General features: G+C 42.5%; 19 protein-coding genes. 9 read left to right on the forward strand and 10 right to left on the reverse strand.

The genetic code is table 11. From position 1 onward, the window contains the following. Positions 1-112 precede the first annotated feature (112 nt). The 3 genes from recF (at position 113) to BCU94_RS05685 (ending at position 4,846) form a co-directional block, all read left to right on the forward strand. On the forward strand, positions 113-1,195 hold the full coding sequence (gene recF / locus BCU94_RS05675; protein WP_102475866.1) for a DNA replication/repair protein RecF: 1,083 nt from the start codon (positions 113-115) through the stop codon (positions 1,193-1,195). 15 nt (positions 1,196-1,210) lie between these two features. After that, positions 1,211-3,628, forward strand: a complete 2,418-nt coding sequence (gyrB, locus tag BCU94_RS05680) for a DNA topoisomerase (ATP-hydrolyzing) subunit B (protein WP_102436416.1) — start codon at positions 1,211-1,213, stop codon at positions 3,626-3,628. A gap of 114 nt (positions 3,629-3,742) precedes the next feature. Next, on the forward strand, positions 3,743-4,846 hold the full coding sequence (locus BCU94_RS05685; protein ID WP_102475867.1) for an HDOD domain-containing protein: 1,104 nt from the start codon (positions 3,743-3,745) through the stop codon (positions 4,844-4,846). A 117-nt stretch (positions 4,847-4,963) separates the two neighbouring features. Here BCU94_RS05685 and glyS read toward each other — a convergent pair whose 3' ends face one another. Continuing rightward, positions 4,964-7,033 carry a glycine--tRNA ligase subunit beta gene (gene glyS / locus BCU94_RS05690; protein WP_102475868.1) on the reverse strand — a complete coding sequence of 690 codons (2,070 nt, stop codon included), beginning with the start codon at positions 7,031-7,033 and terminating at the stop codon, positions 4,964-4,966. A gap of 11 nt (positions 7,034-7,044) precedes the next feature. Then, positions 7,045-7,950 carry a glycine--tRNA ligase subunit alpha gene (gene glyQ / locus BCU94_RS05695; protein ID WP_102436422.1) on the reverse strand — a complete coding sequence of 302 codons (906 nt, stop codon included), beginning with the start codon at positions 7,948-7,950 and terminating at the stop codon, positions 7,045-7,047. A gap of 119 nt (positions 7,951-8,069) precedes the next feature. Here glyQ and BCU94_RS05700 point away from each other — a divergent pair, with 119 nt between their 5' ends. Then, on the forward strand, positions 8,070-8,639 hold the full coding sequence (locus BCU94_RS05700) for a DNA-3-methyladenine glycosylase I (protein ID WP_102436424.1): 570 nt from the start codon (positions 8,070-8,072) through the stop codon (positions 8,637-8,639). Between the two features lie 100 nt (positions 8,640-8,739). Here the strand turns inward: BCU94_RS05700 and BCU94_RS05705 are convergent, their stop codons facing one another. From BCU94_RS05705 to fadB, 5 genes are all read right to left on the reverse strand, one after another. Beyond that, the gene (locus tag BCU94_RS05705; RefSeq protein WP_102475869.1) at positions 8,740-11,937 is read right to left on the reverse strand and encodes an amidohydrolase family protein; all 3,198 of its coding nucleotides are present in this window, start codon (positions 11,935-11,937) and stop codon (positions 8,740-8,742) included. A gap of 405 nt (positions 11,938-12,342) precedes the next feature. Then, positions 12,343-12,789 carry an MOSC domain-containing protein gene (locus tag BCU94_RS05710; protein WP_102436428.1) on the reverse strand — a complete coding sequence of 149 codons (447 nt, stop codon included), beginning with the start codon at positions 12,787-12,789 and terminating at the stop codon, positions 12,343-12,345. Positions 12,790-12,791: 2 nt separating this feature from the next. Beyond that, complete coding sequence (gene tusA, locus BCU94_RS05715; RefSeq protein WP_102436430.1) at positions 12,792-13,037, reverse strand: sulfurtransferase TusA; 246 nt, start codon at positions 13,035-13,037, stop codon at positions 12,792-12,794. 217 nt (positions 13,038-13,254) lie between these two features. Beyond that, positions 13,255-14,424: an acetyl-CoA C-acyltransferase FadA gene (gene fadA / locus BCU94_RS05720; protein ID WP_102475870.1), complete on the reverse strand. Its 1,170-nt coding sequence runs from the start codon at positions 14,422-14,424 to the stop codon at positions 13,255-13,257. Positions 14,425-14,446: 22 nt separating this feature from the next. Next, positions 14,447-16,597 carry a fatty acid oxidation complex subunit alpha FadB gene (gene fadB, locus BCU94_RS05725; RefSeq protein ID WP_102475871.1) on the reverse strand — a complete coding sequence of 717 codons (2,151 nt, stop codon included), beginning with the start codon at positions 16,595-16,597 and terminating at the stop codon, positions 14,447-14,449. 247 nt (positions 16,598-16,844) lie between these two features. Here fadB and pepQ point away from each other — a divergent pair, with 247 nt between their 5' ends. The 4 genes from pepQ to hemG (BCU94_RS05745) all read left to right on the forward strand — a co-directional run bounded on the left by pepQ (position 16,845) and on the right by hemG (BCU94_RS05745) (position 21,024). Continuing rightward, on the forward strand, positions 16,845-18,167 hold the full coding sequence (pepQ, locus tag BCU94_RS05730; RefSeq protein ID WP_102436436.1) for a Xaa-Pro dipeptidase: 1,323 nt from the start codon (positions 16,845-16,847) through the stop codon (positions 18,165-18,167). Then, positions 18,160-18,774, forward strand: a complete 615-nt coding sequence (locus tag BCU94_RS05735; protein ID WP_102436438.1) for a YigZ family protein — start codon at positions 18,160-18,162, stop codon at positions 18,772-18,774. Before pepQ ends, BCU94_RS05735 begins: the two co-directional genes overlap by 8 nt. Positions 18,775-18,957: 183 nt before the next feature. After that, positions 18,958-20,415: a TrkH family potassium uptake protein gene (locus tag BCU94_RS05740; RefSeq protein WP_102436440.1), complete on the forward strand. Its 1,458-nt coding sequence runs from the start codon at positions 18,958-18,960 to the stop codon at positions 20,413-20,415. 72 nt (positions 20,416-20,487) lie between these two features. Next, positions 20,488-21,024: a menaquinone-dependent protoporphyrinogen IX dehydrogenase gene (gene hemG, locus BCU94_RS05745; RefSeq protein WP_102475872.1), complete on the forward strand. Its 537-nt coding sequence runs from the start codon at positions 20,488-20,490 to the stop codon at positions 21,022-21,024. A gap of 6 nt (positions 21,025-21,030) precedes the next feature. On the opposite strand, the gene BCU94_RS05750 is transcribed toward hemG (BCU94_RS05745), so the two are convergent. Further along, complete coding sequence (locus BCU94_RS05750; protein WP_076541734.1) at positions 21,031-21,339, reverse strand: metalloregulator ArsR/SmtB family transcription factor; 309 nt, start codon at positions 21,337-21,339, stop codon at positions 21,031-21,033. A gap of 172 nt (positions 21,340-21,511) precedes the next feature. On the opposite strand from BCU94_RS05750, the gene hemG (BCU94_RS05755) reads away from it, so the two are divergent. Beyond that, on the forward strand, positions 21,512-22,066 hold the full coding sequence (gene hemG / locus BCU94_RS05755; protein ID WP_102436444.1) for a menaquinone-dependent protoporphyrinogen IX dehydrogenase: 555 nt from the start codon (positions 21,512-21,514) through the stop codon (positions 22,064-22,066). 48 nt (positions 22,067-22,114) lie between these two features. Here hemG (BCU94_RS05755) and BCU94_RS05760 read toward each other — a convergent pair whose 3' ends face one another. Then, positions 22,115-23,557: a TrkH family potassium uptake protein gene (locus BCU94_RS05760; protein ID WP_102475873.1), complete on the reverse strand. Its 1,443-nt coding sequence runs from the start codon at positions 23,555-23,557 to the stop codon at positions 22,115-22,117. 19 nt (positions 23,558-23,576) lie between these two features. Next, positions 23,577-24,986, reverse strand: a complete 1,410-nt coding sequence (trkA, locus tag BCU94_RS05765) for a Trk system potassium transporter TrkA (protein ID WP_076541730.1) — start codon at positions 24,984-24,986, stop codon at positions 23,577-23,579. Positions 24,987-25,011 lie beyond the last annotated feature (25 nt).

Raw genomic sequence — 25,011 nt, forward strand, 5'->3', positions numbered from 1 at the left:
GCTTAAACTTGATTAAGCGCCGTTTAACTATAACGTTTTACCCCAAGAAGGTGCTACATTAAGGCACCTTCTTTCGTTTCACTCTTTTTAAATTAGGGTCTGTTTATTTTCCATGAGTTTAACCCGCCTCAATATCGAACATTTCCGAAATATTTTGTCAGCGACATTAGCGCCAAGTGATGGGCTTAATTTAATTTATGGTGAAAATGGCAGTGGTAAAACCAGCATTTTAGAAGCCATTTATTTTCTCGGTATGGGGCGTTCGTTTCGTAGCCATCTGTCCCAGCGGGTTATCAATATTGAGCAAGATCAACTGACCTTGTTTGCCAAGCTCGAAATGCCTAATGGCGAAGCTAAATTAGGCCTTAGACGGTTCCGCAATGGCGACATTGATGTTAAATTTAATGGCGATAACGTGAAGCGATTATCGGTATTAGCTGAGACGTTACCTATTCAAGTTATCACCCCTGAAAGTTTTTCTTTACTATTTGAAGGCCCAAAAGCACGCCGGCAGTTTATCGACTGGGGAGCTTTTCATGCTGACAGTCATTTTTATACGGCATGGGTGAATACCAGAAGAATTTTAAAGCAAAGAAATCAGCTTCTTAGAGATGGAGCCTCTTACACCAATATACAATTTTGGGATAAGGAATTGGTGCGTTATGCTGAGCAGGTTACTTCGATACGAAATCAATATGTGGACTCGTTAAATGAGCTACTTAAGGGTATAATCGAAGAGTTTTTACCACGGGTTGATATTAAGGTTTCCTTTACCCGTGGCTGGGATAGCAAAACGGAATTTGCCGAGTTACTTAAAACTCAATATCACCGAGATTTAGCATCGGGAAATACCGGCAGTGGACCACATAAAGCGGATTTACGATTACGCGTTGGCAGCTTACCGGTACAGGATGCGTTATCCCGAGGACAGTTAAAATTATTAGTCTGTGCACTGCGCCTTGCACAGGGTAAATTGCTTCAAAAACAGCAAAACAAGCATAGTATTTACCTAGTGGATGATCTTCCATCTGAGTTAGATGCTCAGCATAGGCAACTATTACTAAAACAGTTAACCGAAACCGGTGCACAAATTTTTGTCACAGCGATTGATCCTGTTGCAATAGTCGATTCGCTGGCTAGCCCACCAAGTAAGATGTTTCATGTGGAACATGGGCAAGTCACGGTAGTTGAATAAAAACGAGAGAGAAATATGTCAGAGAATAGTTATGATTCTTCGAGTATTAAGGTTTTAAAAGGCCTTGATGCTGTTCGTAAGAGACCAGGGATGTACATCGGCGATACTGACGATGGTACAGGTCTTCATCACATGGTATTCGAAGTGGTCGATAACTCTATCGATGAAGCCTTAGCAGGCCACTGTAGTGACATTACTATCACCATTCATTCAGATGGCTCGGTATCAGTACAAGATGATGGCCGTGGTATTCCTGTAGAGGTTCATGAAGAAGAAGGTGTGTCCGCTGCCGAAGTTATTATGACGGTACTTCATGCCGGTGGTAAGTTTGATGATAACTCTTATAAAGTATCAGGTGGCTTACACGGTGTTGGTGTTTCGGTTGTAAACGCATTATCTGAAAAACTGCAAATGACCATTCGTCGTAACGGTAAAGTTTACGAGCAGTTTTATTCAATGGGTGTACCTGATACGCCAATCACCCCAGTGGGTGAATCAGAAAAAACCGGTACTTCAATCCGTTTCTGGCCAAGCAGTGAAACATTCTCAGATGTGCTATTCCACTTTGACATCTTGGCTAAACGTGTTCGTGAATTATCATTCTTGAACTCAGGTGTGGGTATCCGTTTAGTTGATGAACGTGATGGCCGTGATGAATTCTTTAAATACGAAGGCGGCATCAGTGCTTTCGTTGATTACCTTAACCTCAATAAAACGCCGGTGAATAAAGAGGTTTTCCACTTTACTCAAGAGCGTGAAGACGGCATTACCGTTGAAGTGGCAATGCAGTGGAATGACGGTTATCAAGAAAAGATTTTCTGTTTTACCAATAACATCCCACAACGTGATGGCGGTACTCACTTAGCGGGTTTCCGGGGTGCATTAACCCGTAACTTAAATAACTATATGGAGCGTGAAGGTTTCAATAAAAAAGGTAAAACCAATGCAACGGGTGATGATGCTCGTGAAGGGTTAACCGCGGTTATTTCAGTAAAAGTGCCAGATCCTAAATTCAGTTCACAAACTAAAGACAAGTTAGTGTCGAGTGAAGTGAAAGGTGCGGTTGAACAAACAATGGGTGAGCAATTAAATGATTACCTATTAGAAAACCCAACGTATGCAAAATTAATTGTTGGTAAAATCGTTGATGCGGCACGTGCTCGTGAAGCGGCGCGTAAAGCCCGTGAAATGACCCGTCGTAAAGGCGCATTAGATTTAGGTGGTTTGCCAGGTAAGCTTGCTGATTGCCAAGAGAAAGACCCTGGGCTTTCTGAAATATACATAGTGGAAGGGGACTCTGCTGGCGGATCAGCCAAGCAGGGACGTAACCGTAAAAACCAAGCTATTCTTCCGCTAAAAGGTAAAATTCTTAACGTTGAAAAAGCACGTTTCGATAAAATGTTATCTTCTCAAGAGGTCGCGACGCTGATCACTGCATTAGGTTGTGGTATTGGCCGTGATGATTATGATCCTGAGAAAACCCGTTATCACAACATCATCATCATGACCGATGCTGACGTCGATGGCTCGCACATTCGTACGCTGCTGTTGACTTTCTTCTTCCGTCAAATGCCAGAGTTGATTGAACGTGGTTACATCTATATTGCTCAACCACCTTTATTTAAAGTTAAAAAAGGTAAGCAAGAGCAGTACCTAAAAGATGAGCCAGCACTAACGGAATACTTAACCACTCAAGCGTTAGATGGTACTCATATTTACCCTTCTGCGGGTGCACCAGGTATGACAGGTGAGCCACTAGAGCGTTTAGTGAGCCAGTATCGTGAGGTTGAAGCGGTTATTGAGCGTTTAACTAAGCGTTACCCAACGGTTATTTGTAACCGTATGCTTTACCACCCAGCACTGAACAATGAAATGCTGGCTGACGAAGCACAAATGAAGCAGTGGTGTGATGCCTTTGTCGCTGACCTTATTGAGATTGAAACTGACGGCGTTATTTATAACATTGAACCACAATTAGATCCTGAGCGTCAGGTATACCTACCAAGCCTAACAATCCGTAAGCATGGTATTGATACTAACTACGTATTTAGTTACGACTTCTTCCAATCAAATGATTACCAACGTATTGCTAAGTTAGGCTCAGCATTAGACGGTATGATTGAAGAAGGCGGCTATGTTAAACGTGGCGAGCGTATGAAAGAAGTTGATAGCTTCTTAGAGGCGCTTGATTGGACTATGTCTGAAGCTAAACGTGGTTTGTACATCCAACGTTATAAAGGATTGGGTGAAATGAACCCTGAGCAATTGTGGGAAACTACAATGGATCCTGAAACTCGTCGTATGCTACAAGTCACCATTGAAGATGCCGTAGGCGCTGATCAATTGTTTACTTGTTTGATGGGCGATCAAGTTGAACCGCGTCGTGACTTCATTGAAACTAACGCGCTAAACGTTGCTAACTTAGACGTGTAGTCGAGTTTAAAATACATTAAATGGGTGCCTTAAGGCGCCCATTTTTTTATCGGTAATCTCTACAAACTCATCTTGTCACTGTTGTATATTTACCTGAAGTGTAGGTAATTTATTGTGTTTAAAAAGCTATTCAATAAGATTTTTAATTTAAGACCGACCGTTGAGGTCAAACAAGCCAAAGCATTAAATGAGCAGCATTCATTGCTATCGGCTAACACCCAAGAGTCAAGCGCTACAGACTCGAAACTGTGCTCTAGTAACTCATATGTAAGGCAAACTAAATCATACTTAAGCAACTCAAGTGAAACACCAGAAGAGGCGCAACAAATAGATTTGTCGGCGCTGTTTTATAGTCTACTTTTTCCTATGAGTAGCCATAAAACTGGTGGCATGGCTAATAATCTTGAACGTAGCATATTAGCCGAAATCGACATCGCTTTTAGTGCACCTCAAGATATTGCTGCCAAGGTGTTAAAACTGCCAAGGCGCATAACCGAGCTTGACCATAAACTATCCCAAGATGAGATTGAAACCAAACAAGTACTGCAGTTAATTGAGCAAGATCCGGTACTGAGCGTCGAAGTATTAAAGTTATGCAACTCAAGTGCTTTTAAGCGTTCAGGCAAAGATATTACTAATCTACACCAAGCTATTGTGCAGTTAGGGCGAGCGCAATTACGTCAGTTTGTTCGCAGTTGTTTAGTGAAAGAAATGATTGATATTAAGCCGATTTACTTTAGGCGTTTTGGCGCTGAAATTTGGCGTCATTCAATGCAAGTGGCTTTTATTGCCAGTGACTTAGCTGAAGAAGATGCAGATACGGTGTTTTTACTGGGATTACTTCATGATGTTGGCAAAATCGCCATTTTCAAAATGCTGCTGGATGCCTTTGAAAAAGCCGAGCCGGGTGAACAGCCAAGTTCGGCATTGTTTAAGCAAGTGATGACCACTAAGTCGTTAGGGCTAAGTGCGTTACTGGCGAAGCATTGGCAGCTGCCAGCACAGTTTGAGTTTCAGCTAGCACAATTAGCTAATTCTGATTATCGTCCAACAGACATGATGGCATTGGCTGTATGGCGGGCAAATATCATCAGTGAGTGTTCTATGTTGCGGCAAAAAGATAAACTTGAACAAGATGATTTACAGCAGCTATTGCAGCAAGTCGGTTTGAATCAATCTGAGTTTGATGTTTTCCATCAAAAACTGATTAGCTTTTAATATTTGATTCGAAGTCTTCATTTAAAATTAATCATGAGGCTTTAAAAATCAGCCAATAAAAAACGCGCTTAACTGATGTTAAAGCGCGTTTTTTTTACAACTTAATAGGGTTAACTATTATTGTAGTAGTGAGATATCTGCAGCATGTAAGAATTGCTCACGCAGGCTATTTAGTAATGCTAAGCGGTTATTCTTAAGGGCTTCATCATCAGCCATTACCATGACACCTTCAAAGAAGGCATCAACGCTTTCACGCAGGTTCGCCAGTAATGCTAACGCTTCTTGGTAGTTTGCCGCAGCAAATAATGGCGCAAGCTGTGGTTGCAGTTCAGCTAACTTTTCAGCTAATGCTTTCTCAGCAGGTTCAACCAATAAACTGGCATCAATGCTAGTGGCAGTCTCGCCTTCAACTTTGGCTAGAATGTTAGAAACACGCTTGTTAGCTGCAGCTAAAGCAGAGGCTTGCTCTAACGTTCTGAAGTGCGCCACAGCTTTAATACGGCTTTCAAAGTCAGCCGGTGCAGTAGGCTTACGTGCCAGCACTGCAAGAATAACGTCAACGCTGACGCCTTGATCTTGATACCAAGAGCGGAAACGACCCATGAAGAATTCAAGCACTTGCTCAGACACATTGTCTTTAGTGAGGTTTTCACCGTGTAATTGTTTTGCTTTATCAATTAAATCAACTAAGTCTAATGGCAAGTTGTTTTCTAAACAAATACGTAAAATACCAATCGCTGCACGACGCAGTGCGAATGGATCTGCAGCACCCTTAGGGGCTTGGCCAATACCGAAAATACCCACTAAGGTATCAAGCTTTTCAGCTAGCGCGACACAGATTGAAATAGGTGCAGTAGGCACGGTATCGCCAGAGAACTTTGGCTTGTATTGTTCAGCTAAAGCAACTGCGACAGCTTCAGTTTCACCATTTAAGCGTGCATAGTGCATGCCCATAGTGCCTTGAAGATCAGTAAACTCCATCACCATATTGGTCATTAAGTCTGACTTAGACAGTAAACCTGCACGGCTCGCTTCTTCGCTGTTGGCATCAATGCTGGTGGCAATAAAACCGGCTATTGCAGAGATACGTTCAACACGTTGTTTAATCGTGCCTAATTGCTTTTGGAATACAACCGTTTCTAAGCTAGCAAGGCGCGCTTCTAATGACTCTTTCTTATCTGTTTCAAAGAAGAACTCAGCATCAGCTAAACGAGGTCGAACTACTTTTTCGTTACCTGAAATAATCTGCTGTGGATCTTTAGATTCGATATTAGTCACGAAGATAAAGTTTGGTAGCAACTGGCCGGCTTTATCAAATACAGGGAAGTATTTCTGATCGCCTTTCATGGTGTAAACCAAGGCTTCAGCCGGTACGTCTAAAAACTTTTCTTCAAAGTTAGCGGTGAGTACCACAGGCCACTCAACCAAAGAGGTGACTTCTTCAAGTAAGTCATCTTCAAGTTCTGCAACACCGCCAATGTCTTTGGCTGCAGCTTCAGCGTTAGTCTTGATTATATCTTTACGACGTTGGTAATCAGCTAAAACCTTACCTTGCTGCTCAAGAGCGGCTAAGTAGTTGTCAGCATGATCTAACTCGAAGGTATCAACGCCCATAAAGCGGTGACCACGAATAGTACGTGCTGATTTGATACCTAACAATTCACCATCAACTAACTCATCACCTAATAGCATAGTAACGGTATGAACCGGACGGATAAATTGTGTGGTGTTACTTCCCCAGCGCATTGGCTTAGGAATTGGTAACTTATCTAATGCTTTTTGCGCCATGGCTGCGATCAGTGATTTAGTTTCTACGCCAACCACTTTAGCTTGGTGTAATAACCATTCGCCTTTATCTGTTTTCAAGCGCTCAGCTTGTTCCACAGTGATGCCGTTACCACGAGCCCAGCCCATAGCTGCTTTCGTTGGGTTGCCATCAGCATCAAATGCTTGGGCAACAGCAGGGCCACGTTTTTCAACGACCTTGTCAGCTTGAGCTACAGCAAGTTGTTCAATGCTAATAGCTAAACGGCGCGGCGCAGCGTACCAAGTGGCTTTTTCAAAGGCCAACTCAGCTTTGGTTAGCTCTTCGCTGAAGTTAGCTAAAAATGATTCAGCTAATTTACGTAATGCTTTTGGCGGTAACTCTTCAGTACCCACTTCAATGAGTAAGTTTTCAACATTCATTCTATTTACCTCTACTTACACATTGGGAAACCAAGCGCTTCACGGGCTTGGTAGTAAGACTCTGCAACACCTTTGGCCATAGTACGTACACGTAAAATATAACGTTGACGTTCAGTAACCGAAATCGCGTGGCGAGCATCAAGTAAGTTAAAGGCATGAGATGCTTTCATTACTTGTTCGTATGCAGGAAGAGGCAATGGCTTTTCAAGGTCAAGTAAATGCTGACAAGCGACTTCACAATCATCAAACTGCTTGAATAGTACTTCTACATTGGCGTGTTCAAAGTTATAGGTTGATTGCTCAACTTCGTTCTGATGGAAAATATCACCATACATCACTTTACCCATTGGACCGTCTGTCCATACTAGGTCATATACGCTATCAACTTCTTGGATATACATCGCAAGACGTTCAAGGCCGTAAGTGATTTCACCAGTTACAGGCTTACACTCTAAACCGCCCACTTGTTGGAAGTAGGTAAATTGCGATACTTCCATACCGTTTAACCAAACTTCCCAACCTAGACCCCAAGCACCTAATGTAGGTGATTCCCAGTTGTCTTCTACGAAGCGAACATCATGGACGCCCATATCTACGCCTAGTGCTTCTAAAGAGCCAAGGTATAGCTCTTGAATATTGCTAGGAGAAGGCTTAAGCACTACTTGAAATTGATAGTAGTGTTGTAGACGGTTAGGGTTTTCACCGTAACGGCCATCGGTAGGGCGACGACATGGCTGAACATAAGCACTACTCATAGGCTCAGGGCCTAATGAGCGCAAGAATGTCATTGGGTGGAATGTACCAGCGCCAACTTCCATGTCTAATGGTTGAACTATTGCGCAACCTTGCTGCGCCCAGAATTCCTGCAGGGTCATAATAAAGCCCTGGAATGTTTTTACGTCGTGTTTCGTCGTCATGTCCGCTTATCTACTGGTTAGGCTATAAATAGAAAATGGTTTTGATTATACCTTGTAGATAAAGGCTTATGTAGGTTATTTTTTAACGTAGAGATTAAAAATAGTAAAGGACTCAATAAATGGTTCAACAACGTTGTGGTTGGGTCAGTGATGACCCTATTTATCAAGACTATCATGACAATGTTTGGGGGCGGCCTGTTTATGATCCCATCGAGTTATTTGAAAAGCTTTGCTTGGATGGTCAGCAAGCAGGATTATCTTGGATCACCATTTTAAAGAAGCAACACAATTACCAAGCTTTGTTTGCCAATTTTGATCCAAAAGTGATTGCCACATTCGATGATGCCAAAGTCGAAGAATTACTATTAAACCCTGGAATTATCAGGAACCGTCTAAAGGTTAATTCTATTATTCGAAATGCCAAAGCCTATTTAGCCTTTGTTGAGCAGGGTAATGATTTTTCTGAATTTCTTTGGCAGTTTGTTGGCGGTAAGCCTGTCGTAAATCATTATTTAACTTCGGCGGATTTACCTGCTCAAACAGCAGAATCTGAGGCCATGTCTAAAGCACTTAAAAAGCTCGGTTTTAACTTTGTAGGGCCAACTATTTGTTATGCTTTTATGCAAGCGGTAGGTATGGTTAATGACCATACAACAGATTGTTTTTGTTATGGAAGCGATTTTGTTTAACGCAGTTTTTTAGCAAATAAAAAAAGGATGTTCCACGTGGAACATCCTTTTCTTTTTTTGCTAAATCATTTTCGATTAGCCTAAGCTTGTTGCCTCAGTATTAATCTTTTTTCTCAAAGAAAAATGGTTTACGGCTAACTTCTTCGCCATTCAATTGATTCATGGTTTCTGAATCAAATAACTTACCATTGACCATGGTGTAAGACACTTTATCAGTCACACGAATATCAGTTAATGGGTCGCCGTCAATCACAATAATATCAGCTAGTTTACCGGCTTTAATTGAGCCTATTTGATGATCCATACCGAAGGTGGTTGCAGGGTTTATGGTTGCTGTTTTCAGCACATCCATATTGCTCATACCACCTTGAGCAAACATCCACATTTCCCAGTGCGCCGCTAAACCTTCACGTTGACCATGAGCACCAATATTGGGTTTGATGCCAATATCATTTAGCTCATTGGCAACCCGTGCCACATTGAAGTGATTGTAATGTTCATCCGGTGCAGTTGTTCTTCTCATTGAGCGGGCATTAAGAATATCAGACGGAACATACATGCTTAAGCGAGGGTGTGCCCAAACATCAGTTTTATCGTACCAGTAATGCTCGCCAGAAATACCGCCATATGCGACAACCAGTGTTGGGGTATAACCGACTTTGGTTTGACTCCAGAACTGTTTAATATCGCTATAGATAGAACCAACGGGTAATGAGTGTTCGACAGTGGTATGGCCATCAGCAATCATCGACAAGTTATGCTGCAGCAAACTACCACCTTCAGGAACCACCATCATGTCTAATTCACGGGCAGCCTGAATCACTTGTTGGCGTTGGTTACGACGTGGTTGGTTGTAACTTTTCACGCTGAAAGCGCCTACCTTTTTAAGACGCTCTAAATGGAATTTTGCATCATCCAGTGAATCTACATGGGATGTGTAACCTGGTGCATTAGCGCCGTATAAAATAGTTCCGGTTGAGAATATGCGCGGACCCACAATATTACCGGCTTTTTGTTGCTCTGATGCTGCAAAAATCTCAGTGGTGTCATTTGACGGATCATGTATTGCAGTCACGCCCAATGACAGTGCTGAGTATAATTGCCAGTTTTGCTGTGGCGTGATTTCATCATCTGCTTGGCTACCATGAGCATGGGCATCAAATAAACCTGGCATTAAAGTTTTACCTTTAATGTCGATGACTTGTGCATCAGTTGGAATGGTTAAGTTAGCATCGCCAACATTGACAATTTTATTATCTTTAACGATGACAACACCATTATCAATAACTTGGTCATTTTCCATGGTAATGATTTTGCCACCAACAAATGCGATTGTTCCACGTGGAACATCTGCTTTTTTAGTGAAACCAATAGCAGTAACTTCAGGCTTAGCTTCCTCATCGCTGTTGTAGTCAGTATCCACTTTGGCTTGATAAAGGTCTGGGCCTAAAGTCCAATAAATCTCTTCATTGTTACTGTTCCAGCTAATGCTTTCACCTGCGCGGGCACTTAATTGCATTACTGGTAAGTTTTTCGCTTTCGGGCTGATTTTGATGGTTTCGCCATGCTTGGCAAAAGGGGTGACATAAACTCTAAAGCGTTCAGCAAAGGCAAGGTGCTCACCATTTGGCGATACTCTAAATTCGGTAGCATGTTCGCTAGTGTAGTGAGTGCGTTTTTCAAAGCCGTCTAAACTGATTGATGCCAGTTCTGGGGTTTTACCGTGATCCATAAAAAAGACACGATTATTATCAGCGCCAAATTGTGGCTGATAACCGCTAGCTGAAACTTTGATATTTTGCTTATTCTTTAGATCAACTTTATATAAACCCGGTTCTTGGGACCAAGTTCTAGGAGTGACATATCCGCCTTTCGCTTTACGGTAGACAACGGTTTTACCATCTGGTGAAAAGGTTGGTTCGACATATTTACCTGGCAGTGATGTCAGTTGTTTACTGCGACCACCTTTGCTACTCACAATACTGACGGTGCCTTGGTCTTGATCATTCCAAGTGGTAAAGACGATATTCTTGCCGTCCCGTGACCATTGCGGGAATAGTTCATTAACGTCATCATCAAGTCTAGTTAAACGCTTTTGTTTACCATCTTCAATATCACGGATCCAAAGTTTGCCTAATGCTTCAAAAACCACTTTTTCGCCGTTAGGTGAGACTTGTGCCATACGCAGCATTTTTACGTCGAAATTATCCTTATCTAGATTTTGAGTGAAGCGTACTGATGGTTGCACCTTTAATTCAGTTTTAACGCTGAAAGGAATATTCTCAACAGACTTGTCTTCAAGGGTTAATTTATTAATTTTACCTTTGGCCCAAAAAACAATTTGTTCATTGTCTTGGGTCCAAGACATGGTCGGATACACACCATGAATTGCCCATGTTTCTTGCATATCACGATCTAAATCACCATAAAGCTTAGTTTGCGCCCCTGATTTTAAATCGAGTAAATACAGCGAAGATTGGAAGCCATCACGTTTGATATAAGCTAACTTGGTGCCATCAGGGCTAGGTGTTGGGCGAATGGCGCCGCCAGTGCCTTCAAGTAATACTTCTATATCACCAGACTGAGTATCGTAGCGCTTAATTTTATAAATACCTTTTACTGAATCTTTTGAGTAGTGAAAGGTTTTGCCTGGGGTAGCATCTTGGCTGAAATAAATATATCTGCCATCAGGTGAATAGGCAGGCTCGCCTAAATCTTTTTGTTCGTTCGGACGCTCAGTTAATTTTACCCCTTCGCCGCCAGCGACGTGATACATCCACACTTCACCAGCACCTAAACTGCGACTACCGGTAAAATGTTTGCGGGCCACTAAGTATTGTGAGTCAGGGCTCCAAGCTGGGCTATTGAGCAAGCGGAAGGTTTCACTGGTTACAGGATGTGGGTTCGAACCGTCAGCATTCATTACCCAAATATTATCACCGCCATCTTCATCTGAGGTGAAGGCAATATATTTGCCATCTGGGCTATATACCGGCTGCATTTGCCAAGCGATGCCAGAAGCGAGTTTTTTTGCCTCGCCACCTTTTATTGGCATTTGATAAATATCACCGAGTAAGTCAAACACTATGGTCTTACCGTCAGGGGAAACGCTGACATTCATCCATGTGCCTTCGGTGACATCAATAGAGAGTTTTTCTAGCGGCGCGTTCGCAGGCGCATTAACTTGCCATTTTTCTGTTTCTTTAGAAGCATCATCAGAGGCATTAGCAGCAAGAGAAACACTTGCTAAGCTTAACGCTATCGCAGTGTAGAGAGGTTTTATTTTTGAAGTTAGCATGCACAGTCCATTTGTTGTCATTATTGTTATAGGTCGCGTTAACACTTTTATGTTTCTTAGTGTTATTGGCGAGTTACAAATCTGATGACATTTATCGCATATATTAGCCAATAACTAAATAGATATTCTGTTTCAAATAATGACAGCTATCGGGTGACTGCTAGGCTGTAGAATAATTATTTGCAGCTCAGCGATATGAAGCTGGGTGTTTAGCTATTTCAATCTGATAAATTGCTGTATGTTGGTTAAATTGTGGGGGGCTTTGAGCTGAGTTTTAATTAAGTCGTATAAAAATACGTGAGTATGTATCTAATTTTGCAAGTTTGTTTAGTGTAATAAGCACTGAACAGTTATTCATTTTTGCTCAGTGCAACTGTCATTAAAGATAAAACTCAATAGGCACACTTATATGGTTATTATTGAAACCTGATCATCAATTTGGATCAGGCCTTCAGTTATCACTTTACAGGTTACGCCACCACGCCAATCTGGGGTGAGGGCTTTTTCAAGACCTTGCTGTGACTGCTCCATTTTTTTACATGGGTCGGTTTCACCGGTAATCAGTAAGCTAACATCATTACCAAGTTTAATGACTTTACCAACATCTGCGGCGCTAAACTTATAGCCATCAATTAATATATTGGCTCTTCGGGTTAACCAGTCTAAATCGGCATTAATTTCATTACAGGCTAATTGCCACTGTTGCTGCGACATGACGGTCACTTGCCGTTTTCCGGGTTTTCCAAAAATATCGTTTTCAACGCCTTTTAATAAACTTACCTTGGCACAAAATACTGGCTTCATCGGCCCTTTTTTAGCAGTTTTGTAAGCAATAGCGTGTAACGAAATCATGATTAGAGGCCTTTTTTAATCAGGTATTTGTATGGTGTTTGGTTAGTATCACTTGCTAGAAGAGTATGATCCATAAACTCACAAAAGCTTGGAATATCACGGGTGGTTGCTGGATCATCAGCAGTAATTAATAGGCTTTCACCTTCTGCCATTTTACGCACAGTTTTACGGATCATCATTACAGGTTCTGGGCAACGTAAACCAAGCGCATCTAAGTGGTGGTCTGCGGCAGTAAAATCTTTAGTCATATCAATTCTTCTTACTCAACAATTGCGCTAATTTTACTCTGGTTAAAGTTTGATGCAACACTGATGCTAGCTTTATTAGTAAAGCGTGATGTTATGCTCACCGAAATATGATGTTCCACGTGAAACATTGCTTTAAAAGCAGGGATAAAAAAACCGAGCTAGATAGCTCGGTTTTTAATTTTGATGCTACTAATGTAGCTGTAATAGTAAATTAGATTTAGCTATCAACGCGCTCAAAGATAGTTGCAATGCCTTGGCCTAAACCAATACACATAGTGGCTAAACCATATTTAGCATCTTTTGCTTCCATCAAGTTAATCAGTGTTGTTGAGATACGCGTACCTGAACAACCTAATGGATGACCTAATGCAATCGCGCCACCATTTAAGTTAACTTTTTCGTCAACAACATCAGTTAAACCAAGATCTTTAACACATGGTAATGATTGCGCAGCGAATGCTTCATTCAATTCAATCACGTCCATATCATCTATGTTTAATCCAGCGCGAGCTAAGGCTTTGTTAGTTGCAGGAACTGGGCCGTAACCCATAATTGCTGCATCACAACCAGCAACCGCCATAGAGCGGATACGAGCACGAATCGGTAAACCTAATTCGCGAGCCTTTTCTTCTTCCATCACTAACATAGCTGAAGCGCCGTCAGAAAGTGCAGAAGAGGTACCCGCTGTTACTGTGCCGTTAGCTGGGTCAAACGCTGGGCGTAGACCTGATAAAGACTCTAATGACGTCTCTGGACGAATAACTTCATCGTGAGTCACTTTAATTAACGCGCCGTTTGCATCGTGTCCTTCGATAGGAACGATTTCATTATCAAAACGACCTTCAACAGTAGCAGCATGAGCGCGTTGATGAGAACGTACAGCAAAAGCGTCTTGTTGTTCACGAGTAATACCGTGCATTTTGCCTAGCATTTCAGCGGTTAAGCCCATCATGCCAGATGCTTTTGCCACGTTAGCAGCAAGACCTGGGTGGAAGTCTACACCATGGTTCATTGGTACATGACCCATGTGCTCAACACCACCAACGATAAAGGTATCGCCTTGGCCAGTCATAATTGCGCGGGCTGCTTGATGCAAGGCATCCATTGATGAACCACATAAGCGGTTAACCGTTACGGCGCCAGCTGATTTTGGAATGCCAGCTAAAAGCGCCGCGTTACGAGCAATGTTGAAACCTTGCTCAAGAGTTTGTTGCACACAACCCCAGATAACATCTTCGATATCTGTTGGATTAAGTTTTGGATTACGTGCTAATAATGATTTCATTAGCTCTGCAGATAAAGTTTCTGCACGTACATTTCTAAATACTCCAGCCTTAGAGCGGCCCATCGGAGTACGAATGCAGTCGACGATTACAGCGTTTTTCATGATGTTATTCCTTTACTGCTAATTAGGCTGGGTAGTAAGTACCGTTATTGGCTGCAAGCTCACGCATTGCATCAGTCACTTGATATAAACCACCTAAGTGAGCAAACTTGTCAGCAAGTGCAACAAAGTTAGCAACACCCATGGTATCTAGGTAACGGAATACACCGCCTCTAAATGGTGGAAAACCAATACCGTAAACCAGACCCATATCGCCTTCAGCAGGAGAAGCAATAATGCCTTCTTCTAAACAACGAACCGTTTCGATAATCATTGGGATCATACAACGAGCGATAACTTCATCTTCTTCGAATTCTTTTAGCTCACCAAATTCTTTACCTAACAATTCATAGCTTGTTGGATCTAAATCTTTCTTTGGCTTACCGCGACGGTCAACAGAGTAAGAGTAGAACCCTTTAGTATTCTTCTGACCAAAGCGCTCACTTTCAAACATGATGTCGATAGCATCTTTGCCATTTTTACCCATGCGGTCAGGGAAACCTTCAGCCATAACTGCTTGTGCATGATGACCTGTATCTAGACCAACAACGTCAAGTAAGTATGCTGGGCCCATTGGCCAACCGAATTGCTTTTCCATTACTTTATCGATTTTGGCAAAATCAGCACCGTCAGCCAGTAAACCACTGAAGCCGGCAAAGTAAGGGAACAATACGCGGTTAACAAAGAAACCTGGGCAATCGTTAACAACGATAGGAGTTTTACCCATTTTGCTGGCGTATGCCACAACAGAAGCAATCGTTTCTTCTGAGCTGTTTTCGCCACGAATGACTTCAACTAATGGCATTTTATGTACTGGGTTAAAGAAGTGCATGCCGCAGAAGCGCTCTGGCTTCTTCATGCTCTTCGCTAATAAGTTGATTGAGATAGTAGAGGTGTTTGATGCAATGATGGCATCATCTGCAACATAACCTTCAACTTCAGCTAATACAGACGCTTTAACTTTAGGATGCTCAACTACAGCTTCAACGATAACGTCAGCATCTTTAATGGGGGCATAATCTAACGCTGGAGTGATGTTGTTTAAAACTGCTGCCATTTTAGCTGGGGTAGAACGGCCACGCTTAACTTGCGCTGTCAGTAATTTAGCCGCTTCGCCTAAACCTAAATCTAATGCAGGTTGGGCGATGTCTTTCATGACAATCGGTGTACCTTTACTTGCACTTTGGTAAGCGATACCGCCACCCATGATGCCAGCGCCTAATACTGCAGCGCTGTTTACTTTCTTAGCCAGTTTACCGGCTTTCTTAGCTTTACCTTTAACGAACTGGTCGTTTAAGAAAATGCCAATTAATGCCGTGGCAACTTCAGTTTTCGCTAATTTGATGAAAGCTTTATTTTCTACTTTTAGCGCTTCTGCGCGATCAAGTGTTGCAGCTTGTTCAATAACGTTAACTGCCATCATAGGTGCAGGGTAATGTTTACCTGCAACTTTAAAGACCATGCCTTTAGCTGTCGCAAACGACATCATGGCTTCAAGCTTTGGCAATGTAAGTGGTTTAAGTTTACGTGCGCGGCGAGACTGCCAATCTAACTTTTCGTTGATGGCATCTTTTAGCATTTGTAGAGCAGCAGCTTCTAAATTTTCAGGTGCAACAACCGCATCAATAGCGCCAACTTTTAAAGCAGCCTCTGGGCGTTGATCTTTACCTGTGGTGATCCATTCTAGTGCGTTGTCAGCACCAATCACACGAGGTAAGCGCACAGTACCACCAAAACCTGGGATTAAACCAAGCTTGGTTTCTGGCAAGCCAATACGGGCGTTGGTGTCAGCGATGCGTAAGTCAGTCGCAAGGATAGCTTCACAACCGCCACCTAATGCAAAACCATTTACAGCAGAAGCTGTTGGGAATGGTAAGTCTTCAAGTTTATCAAATACTGCGCTGGCTTGTTCGACCCAAGATAATAAGGTGGCATCATCTTGCTCAAATAAACCTAAAAATTCTGTGATATCAGCGCCAACGATAAAGGTACTTTTACCAGAGGTAACCAGTAGGCCTTGTATGTTGGTGTTTTGCTTGATGCTTTCTAATGCAGCATCTAATGAAGAAAGAGTTTCTTTATCGAATTTATTTACCGAACCTGGTGCGTTAAAGCACAGCTTGGCAATATTATCCTCTAATAACTCAACTTGAATCGTAGGACTTTGGTAGATCATTGCTTGCTTCCTTTTTGCTAAAAGCGACTTCTACATCACAATCACTGTGTTGTTATCTAGCTTTGTTTTCACAGCAGCGACGGCCATCATTTGACCAGTTGCCAAACAGTGTGCGACGAAATGAAATAAAATACAACACCCAATTTAAACGTCCGTTTAAATAATTGGCAGCTAGAGTCAATTTTGCCCTTTGTGATACACTTCACAAGTTCTTTCATAACAAAAAATCATTACAGGGACTGAAATAATGGATCAGCTTGCTCATTTTTATCATGCACACATTGCAGAACTAAATCGCCGTGTTGCCGAAATAACACAAAGTGAACAGCTTGATGGGTTAGTTATTCATTCAGGTCAGGCTCATCGCCAGTTTCTTGATGATTTAAGTTACCCATTTAAAGTTAATCCACAGTTTAAAGCCTGGTTACCTGTGCTTGATAACCCCAATTGTTGGGTTGTCGCTAACGGAGTTGATAAACCGCAGCTGATATTTTATCGCCCGGTGGATTTTTGGCATAAAGTCAGTGATGAGCCCAATGATTTTTGGGCTGAACATTTTGAGATTAAATTGCTGACTAAAGCAGACCAAGTGGCGCAATTATTACCGGCTGATTTATCGCACTGGGCATATATTGGTGAGCATATTGATGTGGCTGAAGTGCTCGGCATCAGTTGCTGTAATCCTGATGCGGTAATGAATTACCTGCATTATCACCGCGCCGATAAAACCCAGTACGAACTGGAATGTTTGCGCCGCGCTAACCAAACTGCAATAAAAGGCCACTTAGCGGCTAAGAATGCTTTTTATAATGGTGGCAGCGAGTTTGAAATTCAGCAGCAGTATTTATCCGCCATTGGCCAAACTGAAAACGAAGTACCCTATGGCAATATTGTTGCCCTTAACCAAAATGCGGCGATATTGCATTACACCGTATTAGAGCATCAAATCCCGTCACCACGGTTATCATTCTTAATCGATGCGGGCGCTAACTATAATGGTTATGCATCTGACATTACCCGTACTTACTCTTTTGAGAAAAATAGTTTCTACGAGTTGATTGTGGAGATGAACAAGTTGCAGTTGTCACTAGTCGATATGATGAAGCCTGGGGTTAAATACCCTGATTTACACTTACGTTTTCATGCAAAACTGGCTAATTTGATGTTGGACTTTAATTTGGCAACAGGTGATGCTCAAGGCTTGGTCGAGCAGGGGATTACCAGTGTTTTCTGCCCCCATGGTTTAGGCCACATGCTGGGGTTACAAGTACACGATATGGGCGGCTTTTTAGGTGATGAAGCAGGCACCCATATTCCGACACCAGCTGGGCATCCATTTTTACGTTGCACCCGTGAAATCGCCGCTAACCAAGTTTTTACTATTGAACCGGGGATATATATTATCGACTCATTACTGGCAGGACTAAAAGCCGATCGGCGACAATCGCAAATAAATTGGGATAAAGTCGACGAATTAAGACCTTTTGGCGGCATTCGAATTGAAGATAATGTTATTGTGCACCAAGATAGAAACGAAAACATGACCCGAGAGCTAGGCCTCATTGACTGAACAATACCAAATACCCAATCAAACACTCACCATCGAAGAAGATATCAAGCACAGTCGATTTATCACTGTGCTGTTTCACTGTAGTAGTGAATTAGAGTTGAAGTGTGCGCTTACTAACATGAGGCTGGAATACCCGGGCGCTAACCATTATTGCTATGCTTTTGTGGCGTCCGATCCGCAAAATAGTATTGCCATTGGCAGCAGCGACGATGGCGAGCCTGCAGGCAGTGCTGGTCGGCCGATGTTAGCAACGTTACAAGGCTCAAATATTGGTGAGATTGGCGCTATTGTAGTGCGCTACTTTGGCGGCACTAAGTTAGGCGTGGGTGGCTTAGTGCGGGCTTACTCATCGGGGATCAAGTCTGGTTTAACCGAACTTGAGACCAAAACTAAATATATTCGCTATAGTACTAAGCTGAGTTGCAGTTACCCGCAACTTAATCAAATTGAATATTTGGTTAATCAATTTGATGGTGTTATCAGCAATAAAGTCTTTACTGATGTTATCGAAATTGAATTTGAAATTGCCAAAGCATTTCATGATGACTTTAATCGTGAGCTGGCCACCCAAACCCAAGGTCAGCTTAAGGCAAAGTTTAACGTTTGATGAGTGTAAAAAGTATGCCAAAATACAAAGTCATAACGATAATAAGCTCAATTGTTAATCGCTGATCTTTAAAGATGTGATTAGCTGAGGTGTTATGGCTTATTAGCGCGCCCGAGTCTTGGGCGGCATTAACAACGATGCTCTCAAATTAGTGCAAAATAAAACCTATGCGATATAAACACAGTGCAATATAAAACAATTATTAGAATCACTGGCCTGCTGATGGGATTATTTTCTATCACTATGCTGCCACCTGCATTAGTCGCCATTTTTTATAAAGATGGCGGCGGTACTGCATTTATACAGGCGTTTTGCGTCAGTTTATTTTTAGGTTTTTTACTTTGGTATCCAAACCGGGCTCAAAAAGGCGATTTGCGCACCCGCGAAGGCTTTTTGATTGTGGTGATGTTTTGGACGGTACTGGGCTCCATCGGGGCACTACCATTTATCTTTTCTACCGAGCCCGACTTAAGTTGGACAGACAGCTTCTTTGAATCCTTTTCAGCGTTGACTACCACAGGGGCCACCGTGATTGTCGGCCTCGATGATTTACCCAAAGCGATATTGTTTTATCGACATCTGCTGCAGTGGATGGGTGGCATGGGGATCATTGTGCTCGCGGTAGCCATTTTGCCGCTGTTAGGTATTGGTGGTATGCAGCTCTATAAAGCTGAAATACCCGGGCCGGTAAAAGACAGTAAGATGAAACCGCGAATTGCCGAGACCGCCAAGGCGCTTTGGTATATCTACTTATTATTAACTGTGGCTTGTGCGACAGCATTTTATTTTGCTGGCATGAGCGCCTTTGATGCTATTTGTCATTCATTCTCGACCATTGCTATTGGTGGTTTCTCAACTCATGATGCCAGTATTGGCTATTTTAATAGCCCGCTGATCAATGTTATTTGTGCGGTGTTTTTACTGATTGCGGCTGTTAACTTTAGCCTGCATTTCGCCGCGTTCAGTTGGCGGGGGATTAATTTTAAAGTCTATTTTCGTGATGCTGAATTTAAAGCCTTAATTGGTATTCAATTGGTATTAACCGCTATTTGTTTCGCGACTTTATATAATGCTGGCATATATGATTCGCCAGAGCAGACCTTAGATTATGCTTTTTTCCAGGTGGTGTCGATATCCACTACGGCTGGTTTTGGCACCGAAAGTTTTAACTCTTGGCCATTGTTTTTGCCTATATTATTAATCTTTTCTAGTTTTATTGGTGGTTGTGCTGGCTCTACCGGCGGCGGCATGAAAGTGATCCGCTTTGTGCTCTTGTTGCTACAAGGCTCTCGTGAAATGAAGCGTTTAATACACCCTAAGGCCATGTATTCGATTCGAATTGGTAAGTCTGCTTTGCCTGATCGTGTCATTGATGCGGTATGGGGATTTTTCTCTGCGTATGCCTTAGTGTTTGTCATTTGTATGGTGCTATTAATGGCAATGGAAATGGACGCCATTACCGCCTTTAGTGCAACAGCTGCCAGTATTAATAATCTAGGCCCAGGCTTAGGAGAGGTGGCCAGTAACTATGCCAGCGTGACTGATGGGGCTAAATGGGTGTTGGTACTGGCCATGCTATTTGGCCGTTTAGAGGTGTTTACCTTGTTAGTGTTATTTACGCCGACTTTTTGGAAAAACTAATGAGCTAGCTATTTTTAATGGGTATTTAGCGCTTATTACTGTTGAGGAAATCGTCGATTAAAAGGAAGAGATATGCTTAAAAGCATCATGATATATTCGACAGTCGATGGACAAACTTTGTCTATTTGTAACAAGCTTAAGTTGATGCTAGAAGAGGCTGGCGAACAGGTGACTTTGGTTTCTCTTGTTGAAGCAAAGTCGTTACCACTCACGGACTTTGACAAGGTACTCATAGGCGCCAGCATTCGTTATGGCAAACATCGACCTGAGCTTTATGAGTTCATACAGGCAAACCTGAGCAGCTTGTCCTCAATGAAAAGCGCATTTTTTACGGTAAATGTTGTTGCTCGAAAGCCCCTTAAAAATACCCCTGAAACCAATCCGTATATGCAAAAGTTTCTGCAATTATCTCAATGGCAGCCTAACTTATTAGGCGTGTTTGCAGGGAAGATAGATTACCCGAAGTATCGCACCATGGATAGAGTGATGATCCGCTTTATCATGTGGATGACCAAAGGGCCAACAGATATCACAGGTACTTTTGAGTTTACCGATTGGAATAAAGTCGATGAGTTTGCCAATGACTTTATTCAGCTTAATAGTCGTTAAGGCTTATTAAGCTGCGCAATATAAACGATGCAAAATTGAGATAACTTCAGTCACTTCAGCATTTTTTAGGGTGTAATACACGTTCTGTGAGCTTTTACGAGTATTGACTAAATCTTGGGCTCGAATGACTGCAAGGTGTTGAGATAATGCTGATTGGCTTAATGGCACCGTTTCATTTAATTCAGTGACACTGCGTTCTTTTTCCAGCAGTAAACACAAAATCATCAATCGATAAGGATTAGCAATCGCTTTTAGCCATTTGGCTGCCATCTCGGCATTACCTAGCATCGACTCTACATCAATATTTTTAGACATTTATTTACCTATTACTGATTTAATACTCAGATTCATCATACTGCTGGCGAACTTAGATCTCAATTTTATCATCTAATTATATGAGACGTTTCTAATTTGTGATCAAAGAGCGCGATTATAATAGCCTTTTTTGTAACAATGGCTGCTTATTCAAGCAACAATCGGTGTTGAAATGGCAAAAACTTTAGTTATTTATTATTCAAGAGGTGGGCATACTGCACAAATTAGTCGTGCAATTGCAGAGCAGATTGTCCATAACGGTCATCAGTGTGATGTGGTCAATATTCTTGATAATAACCATGCTGACATTGATTGGGCAAGCTATGATGTTATTGCGTTAGGGGCTTGTGTTTTATATGGTTCTTATCATAAGTCGGTATTTGAATTTGTTAATCGTTACCAACAACAGCTGAGCAGCAAGCCCAATAGCTTTTTCTGTGTCAACGTTGTGGCACGTAAGCCTGAAAAACGCATTCCAGAAAATAATAAATACCTACAAAAGTTTATTGAGCTTTCACCTTGGCAGCCACAAGATGTCAAAATCATTGCAGGTAAAGTGAATTACCCATCGTGGACTTGGTATGACAGCTTGGCGATTCGCTTAATTATGAAAATGACTGACGGCCCGACTGATCCTAAGAGCGTGATTGATTACACTGATTGGGAAGATGTGAAAGTGTATGCCGATCATGTAGTCAGCCTTGGGGTTACAGCGGTCGCGAGCTAGCTCTTTGAGTTAGCTTGTTACGTTAGTACTTCAAGCGAGTGCGTCTAATTAGTACTTCCAAAATTTGGGGGCGAACAGTACCGCCACGGTAATGATTTCTAATCGCCCCAATAACATTCCAAAAGCCAGCGCCCATTTAGCGGTATCCGGTAAGCTGGCAAAATTACCCGCAGGCCCAATAACAGGCCCAAGACCTGGGCCGACATTAGTTACCGCAGTAATGGCGCCTGAAATACTGGTTACAGGATCTAAGCCTGTGAGCACCAAGGTCACCGCAAGTAATATAATCACAATCAAAAACAGCATGATAAAGGCCATAATTGAGCGAATAATATCATTATCAATGACGCGATGATTATAGCGCTTACTGACTACAGCTTGAGGATGGACTTGTTGAGTTAATTGCTGGAGCATGACTTTAAGTGAAATCTGAAAGCGAAATATTTTAATCCCACCAGAGGTCGAGCCGGAGCAGCTACCAGCAAACATCAGAAATAAAAAACTGATACTGGCAAAAGCGCCCCATGCCTGATAATCGGTTAAGCCATAGCCAGTCGTTGTAACCACTGAGATGACGTTAAACCCAGATAGGCGCATGGCGTCGAGGAGTGCCATATCTGATTTGAACCAAAGCCAAAAGCCAAGGGTTACCGACACCAAGATGATAAATTTTATAAAGCCTTTAACTTGTTCGTCATTCCATATCTTTAAGGTTTTTTGCTGAATGCTTTGTACAAACATCAGCAGCGGCAAGCCTCCTGCAGCCATAAACACAATTGCGACCCAATGGGCTGCTGGAGTAAAAGCTGACATTGAGCTATCAGACGTTGAATAGCCGCCAGTAGACAGTGTGGTCATGGCATGATTAATGGCTTCAAACCAATGCATCCCCGACAAGTGGTAGGCCAAGGCACATAACACGGTAAGCACAACATAGACCTCAAAAAGGTATTTGGCCATGTGTTGGGTCCGTGGAGTGGTTTTGTCGCTCCAGTCTGACGACTCGGTGCGAAACAGGCGCATACCACCGACATTGAGAAAAGGCAGAATGGCTACCGCCATGACAATAAAACCGATCCCACCAAGCCATTGTAATAGGGATCGCCAAATTAAAATGCTGTGGTCCATGTCGTCTAAGCCTGACAGCACAGTTGAGCCTGTGGTGGTGATGCCGGACATGGTTTCGAAAAAGGCGTCGGTATAGTTAATACCGTGGTAAAGGGTGAAAGGTAAGGCGGCAAATAAACTGACTACCAGCCAAGTCATGCTGGTGAGAAAAAACATATCGCGGATATTAAGGTTAACGTCGCTGCTGCGGCCTGCTTGAATACATAAAATCGCAACGAGGCCGCCAAACAACCCGGACATCATAAATGCGCCGATAGTTTCTTCATGATAAAACAGCGCAAAAGCCATTGGCACCAGCATGAAGCCAGTGAGAATAGATAAAAAAGCGCCAATGACAAACAGTAGCGGTTTTAAATTCAGCATAGTGCCATTAATGGTGACGCTAGAAGAAAAACGCGCTCGGTTGGAACAGCTTTTCTACATCGCCAATGAACTTTTTATTTACTAAAAATAGAATCACATGATCTCCTTCTTCAATGACGGTTTTATCATGACCCATAATCACTTCATCATTTCTAACGATAGCGCCAATGGTCGTTCCTGGGGGTAATTTTATGTCGCTGATTTGCTTGCCGACCACTTTTGAGGTGGAAGAACTGCCATGGGCAATGGCTTCGATAGCTTCAGCTGCGCCGCGACGTAATGAGTAAACATTACAAATATCGCCTTGGCGGATATGGGTCAGTAAGGCTGAAATGGTGGTTTGCTGCGGTGAAATTGCAATATCGATATTGGCTTCTTGGACAATATCCACATAGGCTTCACGTTGAATAAGCACCATGACTTTTTTGGCGCCCATTCGCTTAGCTAATAGCGCCGACATAATGTTAGCTTCGTCATCATTGGTGACAGCTATAAACACATCTGTTTGGTCAATGTGCTCTTCTTGCAGTAACTCTTGATCCGATGCATCACCGTTAAATACTGTGCAGTTTTCTAACCTTTCTGACAGGCTTTCTGCGCGCTCTAAACTGTGTTCAATGAGTTTGACTGAGTGCTTTTTTTGTAATCTTTTTGCAAGGCCATAACCAATATTACCACCACCGGCGATCATGATATTACGGTAAGAATTATCCAGCTTTTGCATTTCACTCATCACCGCTCGCACATGGCGGGTGTCGGCAACGAAAAACACTTCATCATCGGCTTCGATAATGGTGGTACCGCGGGGCATAATCGCTTTGCCTTTACGGAAAATAGCCGCGACCCGGGTATCAATATTCGGCATATGTTCACGCAGCGTTGCCAGCGCGTTACCCACTAATGGCCCACCATAATAAGCCTTAATGGCCACTAGGCTTAATTTGCCTTTAGCAAACTCGAGTACTTGCAGTGCGCCAGGGTATTGCACTAAACGTTCAATATAGGCGGTAACAAGTTGCTCTGGGGCAATCAATTCATCAATAACAAAGCCACCACGTAATTTGGTGTCACTGTTTTTAACTTCGGTATTGATGAACAATTTGTCGCGCTGCTCAAGGTAAGCTTCTGAGCGGATCCGGGCTATTTTGGTTGGGGTGCCAAATAAGCTGTATGCAATATGGCATGCAGCCATATTGCATTCATCACTATTGGTGACTGCAATTAGCATATCGGCATCTTCTGCGCCGGCCCTTTTTAAGGTGCTCGGGTGAGCACCATGGCCGATGACGGTTTGCAAATCGAATTTATCTTGTAAGTATTTAACTCTGGCGCGGTTATTATCCACTAAGGTGATGTCGTTATTTTCACCGACGAGGTTTTCAGCCAGTGTGCCGCCAACTTGGCCTGCGCCCAAAATAATAATTTTCATTGCTGTGCGGGTATCCCTACTAAAC

The sequence above is a fragment of the Shewanella sp. 10N.286.52.C2 genome (assembly GCF_002874545.1).
GTDB lineage: Bacteria > Pseudomonadota > Gammaproteobacteria > Enterobacterales > Shewanellaceae > Shewanella.

Bases quoted from the DNA above. Each gene is read 5' to 3' on its own strand.
- fadB (WP_102475871.1), bottom strand. From the start codon at position 16,597: ATGATCTACCAAAGTCCTACGATTCAAGTTGAGTTATTAGAGGATAAT.
- gyrB (WP_102436416.1), top strand. From the start codon at position 1,211: ATGTCAGAGAATAGTTATGATTCTTCGAGTATTAAGGTTTTAAAAGGC.
- pepQ (WP_102436436.1), top strand. From the start codon at position 16,845: ATGGATCAGCTTGCTCATTTTTATCATGCACACATTGCAGAACTAAAT.
- BCU94_RS05700 (WP_102436424.1), top strand. From the start codon at position 8,070: ATGGTTCAACAACGTTGTGGTTGGGTCAGTGATGACCCTATTTATCAA.
- BCU94_RS05710 (WP_102436428.1), bottom strand. From the start codon at position 12,789: ATGATTTCGTTACACGCTATTGCTTACAAAACTGCTAAAAAAGGGCCG.
- tusA (WP_102436430.1), bottom strand. From the start codon at position 13,037: ATGACTAAAGATTTTACTGCCGCAGACCACCACTTAGATGCGCTTGGT.
- glyQ (WP_102436422.1), bottom strand. From the start codon at position 7,950: ATGACGACGAAACACGACGTAAAAACATTCCAGGGCTTTATTATGACC.
- glyS (WP_102475868.1), bottom strand. From the start codon at position 7,033: ATGAATGTTGAAAACTTACTCATTGAAGTGGGTACTGAAGAGTTACCG.
- BCU94_RS05750 (WP_076541734.1), bottom strand. From the start codon at position 21,339: ATGTCTAAAAATATTGATGTAGAGTCGATGCTAGGTAATGCCGAGATG.
- recF (WP_102475866.1), top strand. From the start codon at position 113: ATGAGTTTAACCCGCCTCAATATCGAACATTTCCGAAATATTTTGTCA.
- BCU94_RS05760 (WP_102475873.1), bottom strand. From the start codon at position 23,557: ATGCTGAATTTAAAACCGCTACTGTTTGTCATTGGCGCTTTTTTATCT.
- hemG (WP_102436444.1), top strand. From the start codon at position 21,512: ATGGCAAAAACTTTAGTTATTTATTATTCAAGAGGTGGGCATACTGCA.
- fadA (WP_102475870.1), bottom strand. From the start codon at position 14,424: ATGAAAAACGCTGTAATCGTCGACTGCATTCGTACTCCGATGGGCCGC.
- hemG (WP_102475872.1), top strand. From the start codon at position 20,488: ATGCTTAAAAGCATCATGATATATTCGACAGTCGATGGACAAACTTTG.
- trkA (WP_076541730.1), bottom strand. From the start codon at position 24,986: ATGAAAATTATTATTTTGGGCGCAGGCCAAGTTGGCGGCACACTGGCT.
- BCU94_RS05705 (WP_102475869.1), bottom strand. From the start codon at position 11,937: ATGCTAACTTCAAAAATAAAACCTCTCTACACTGCGATAGCGTTAAGC.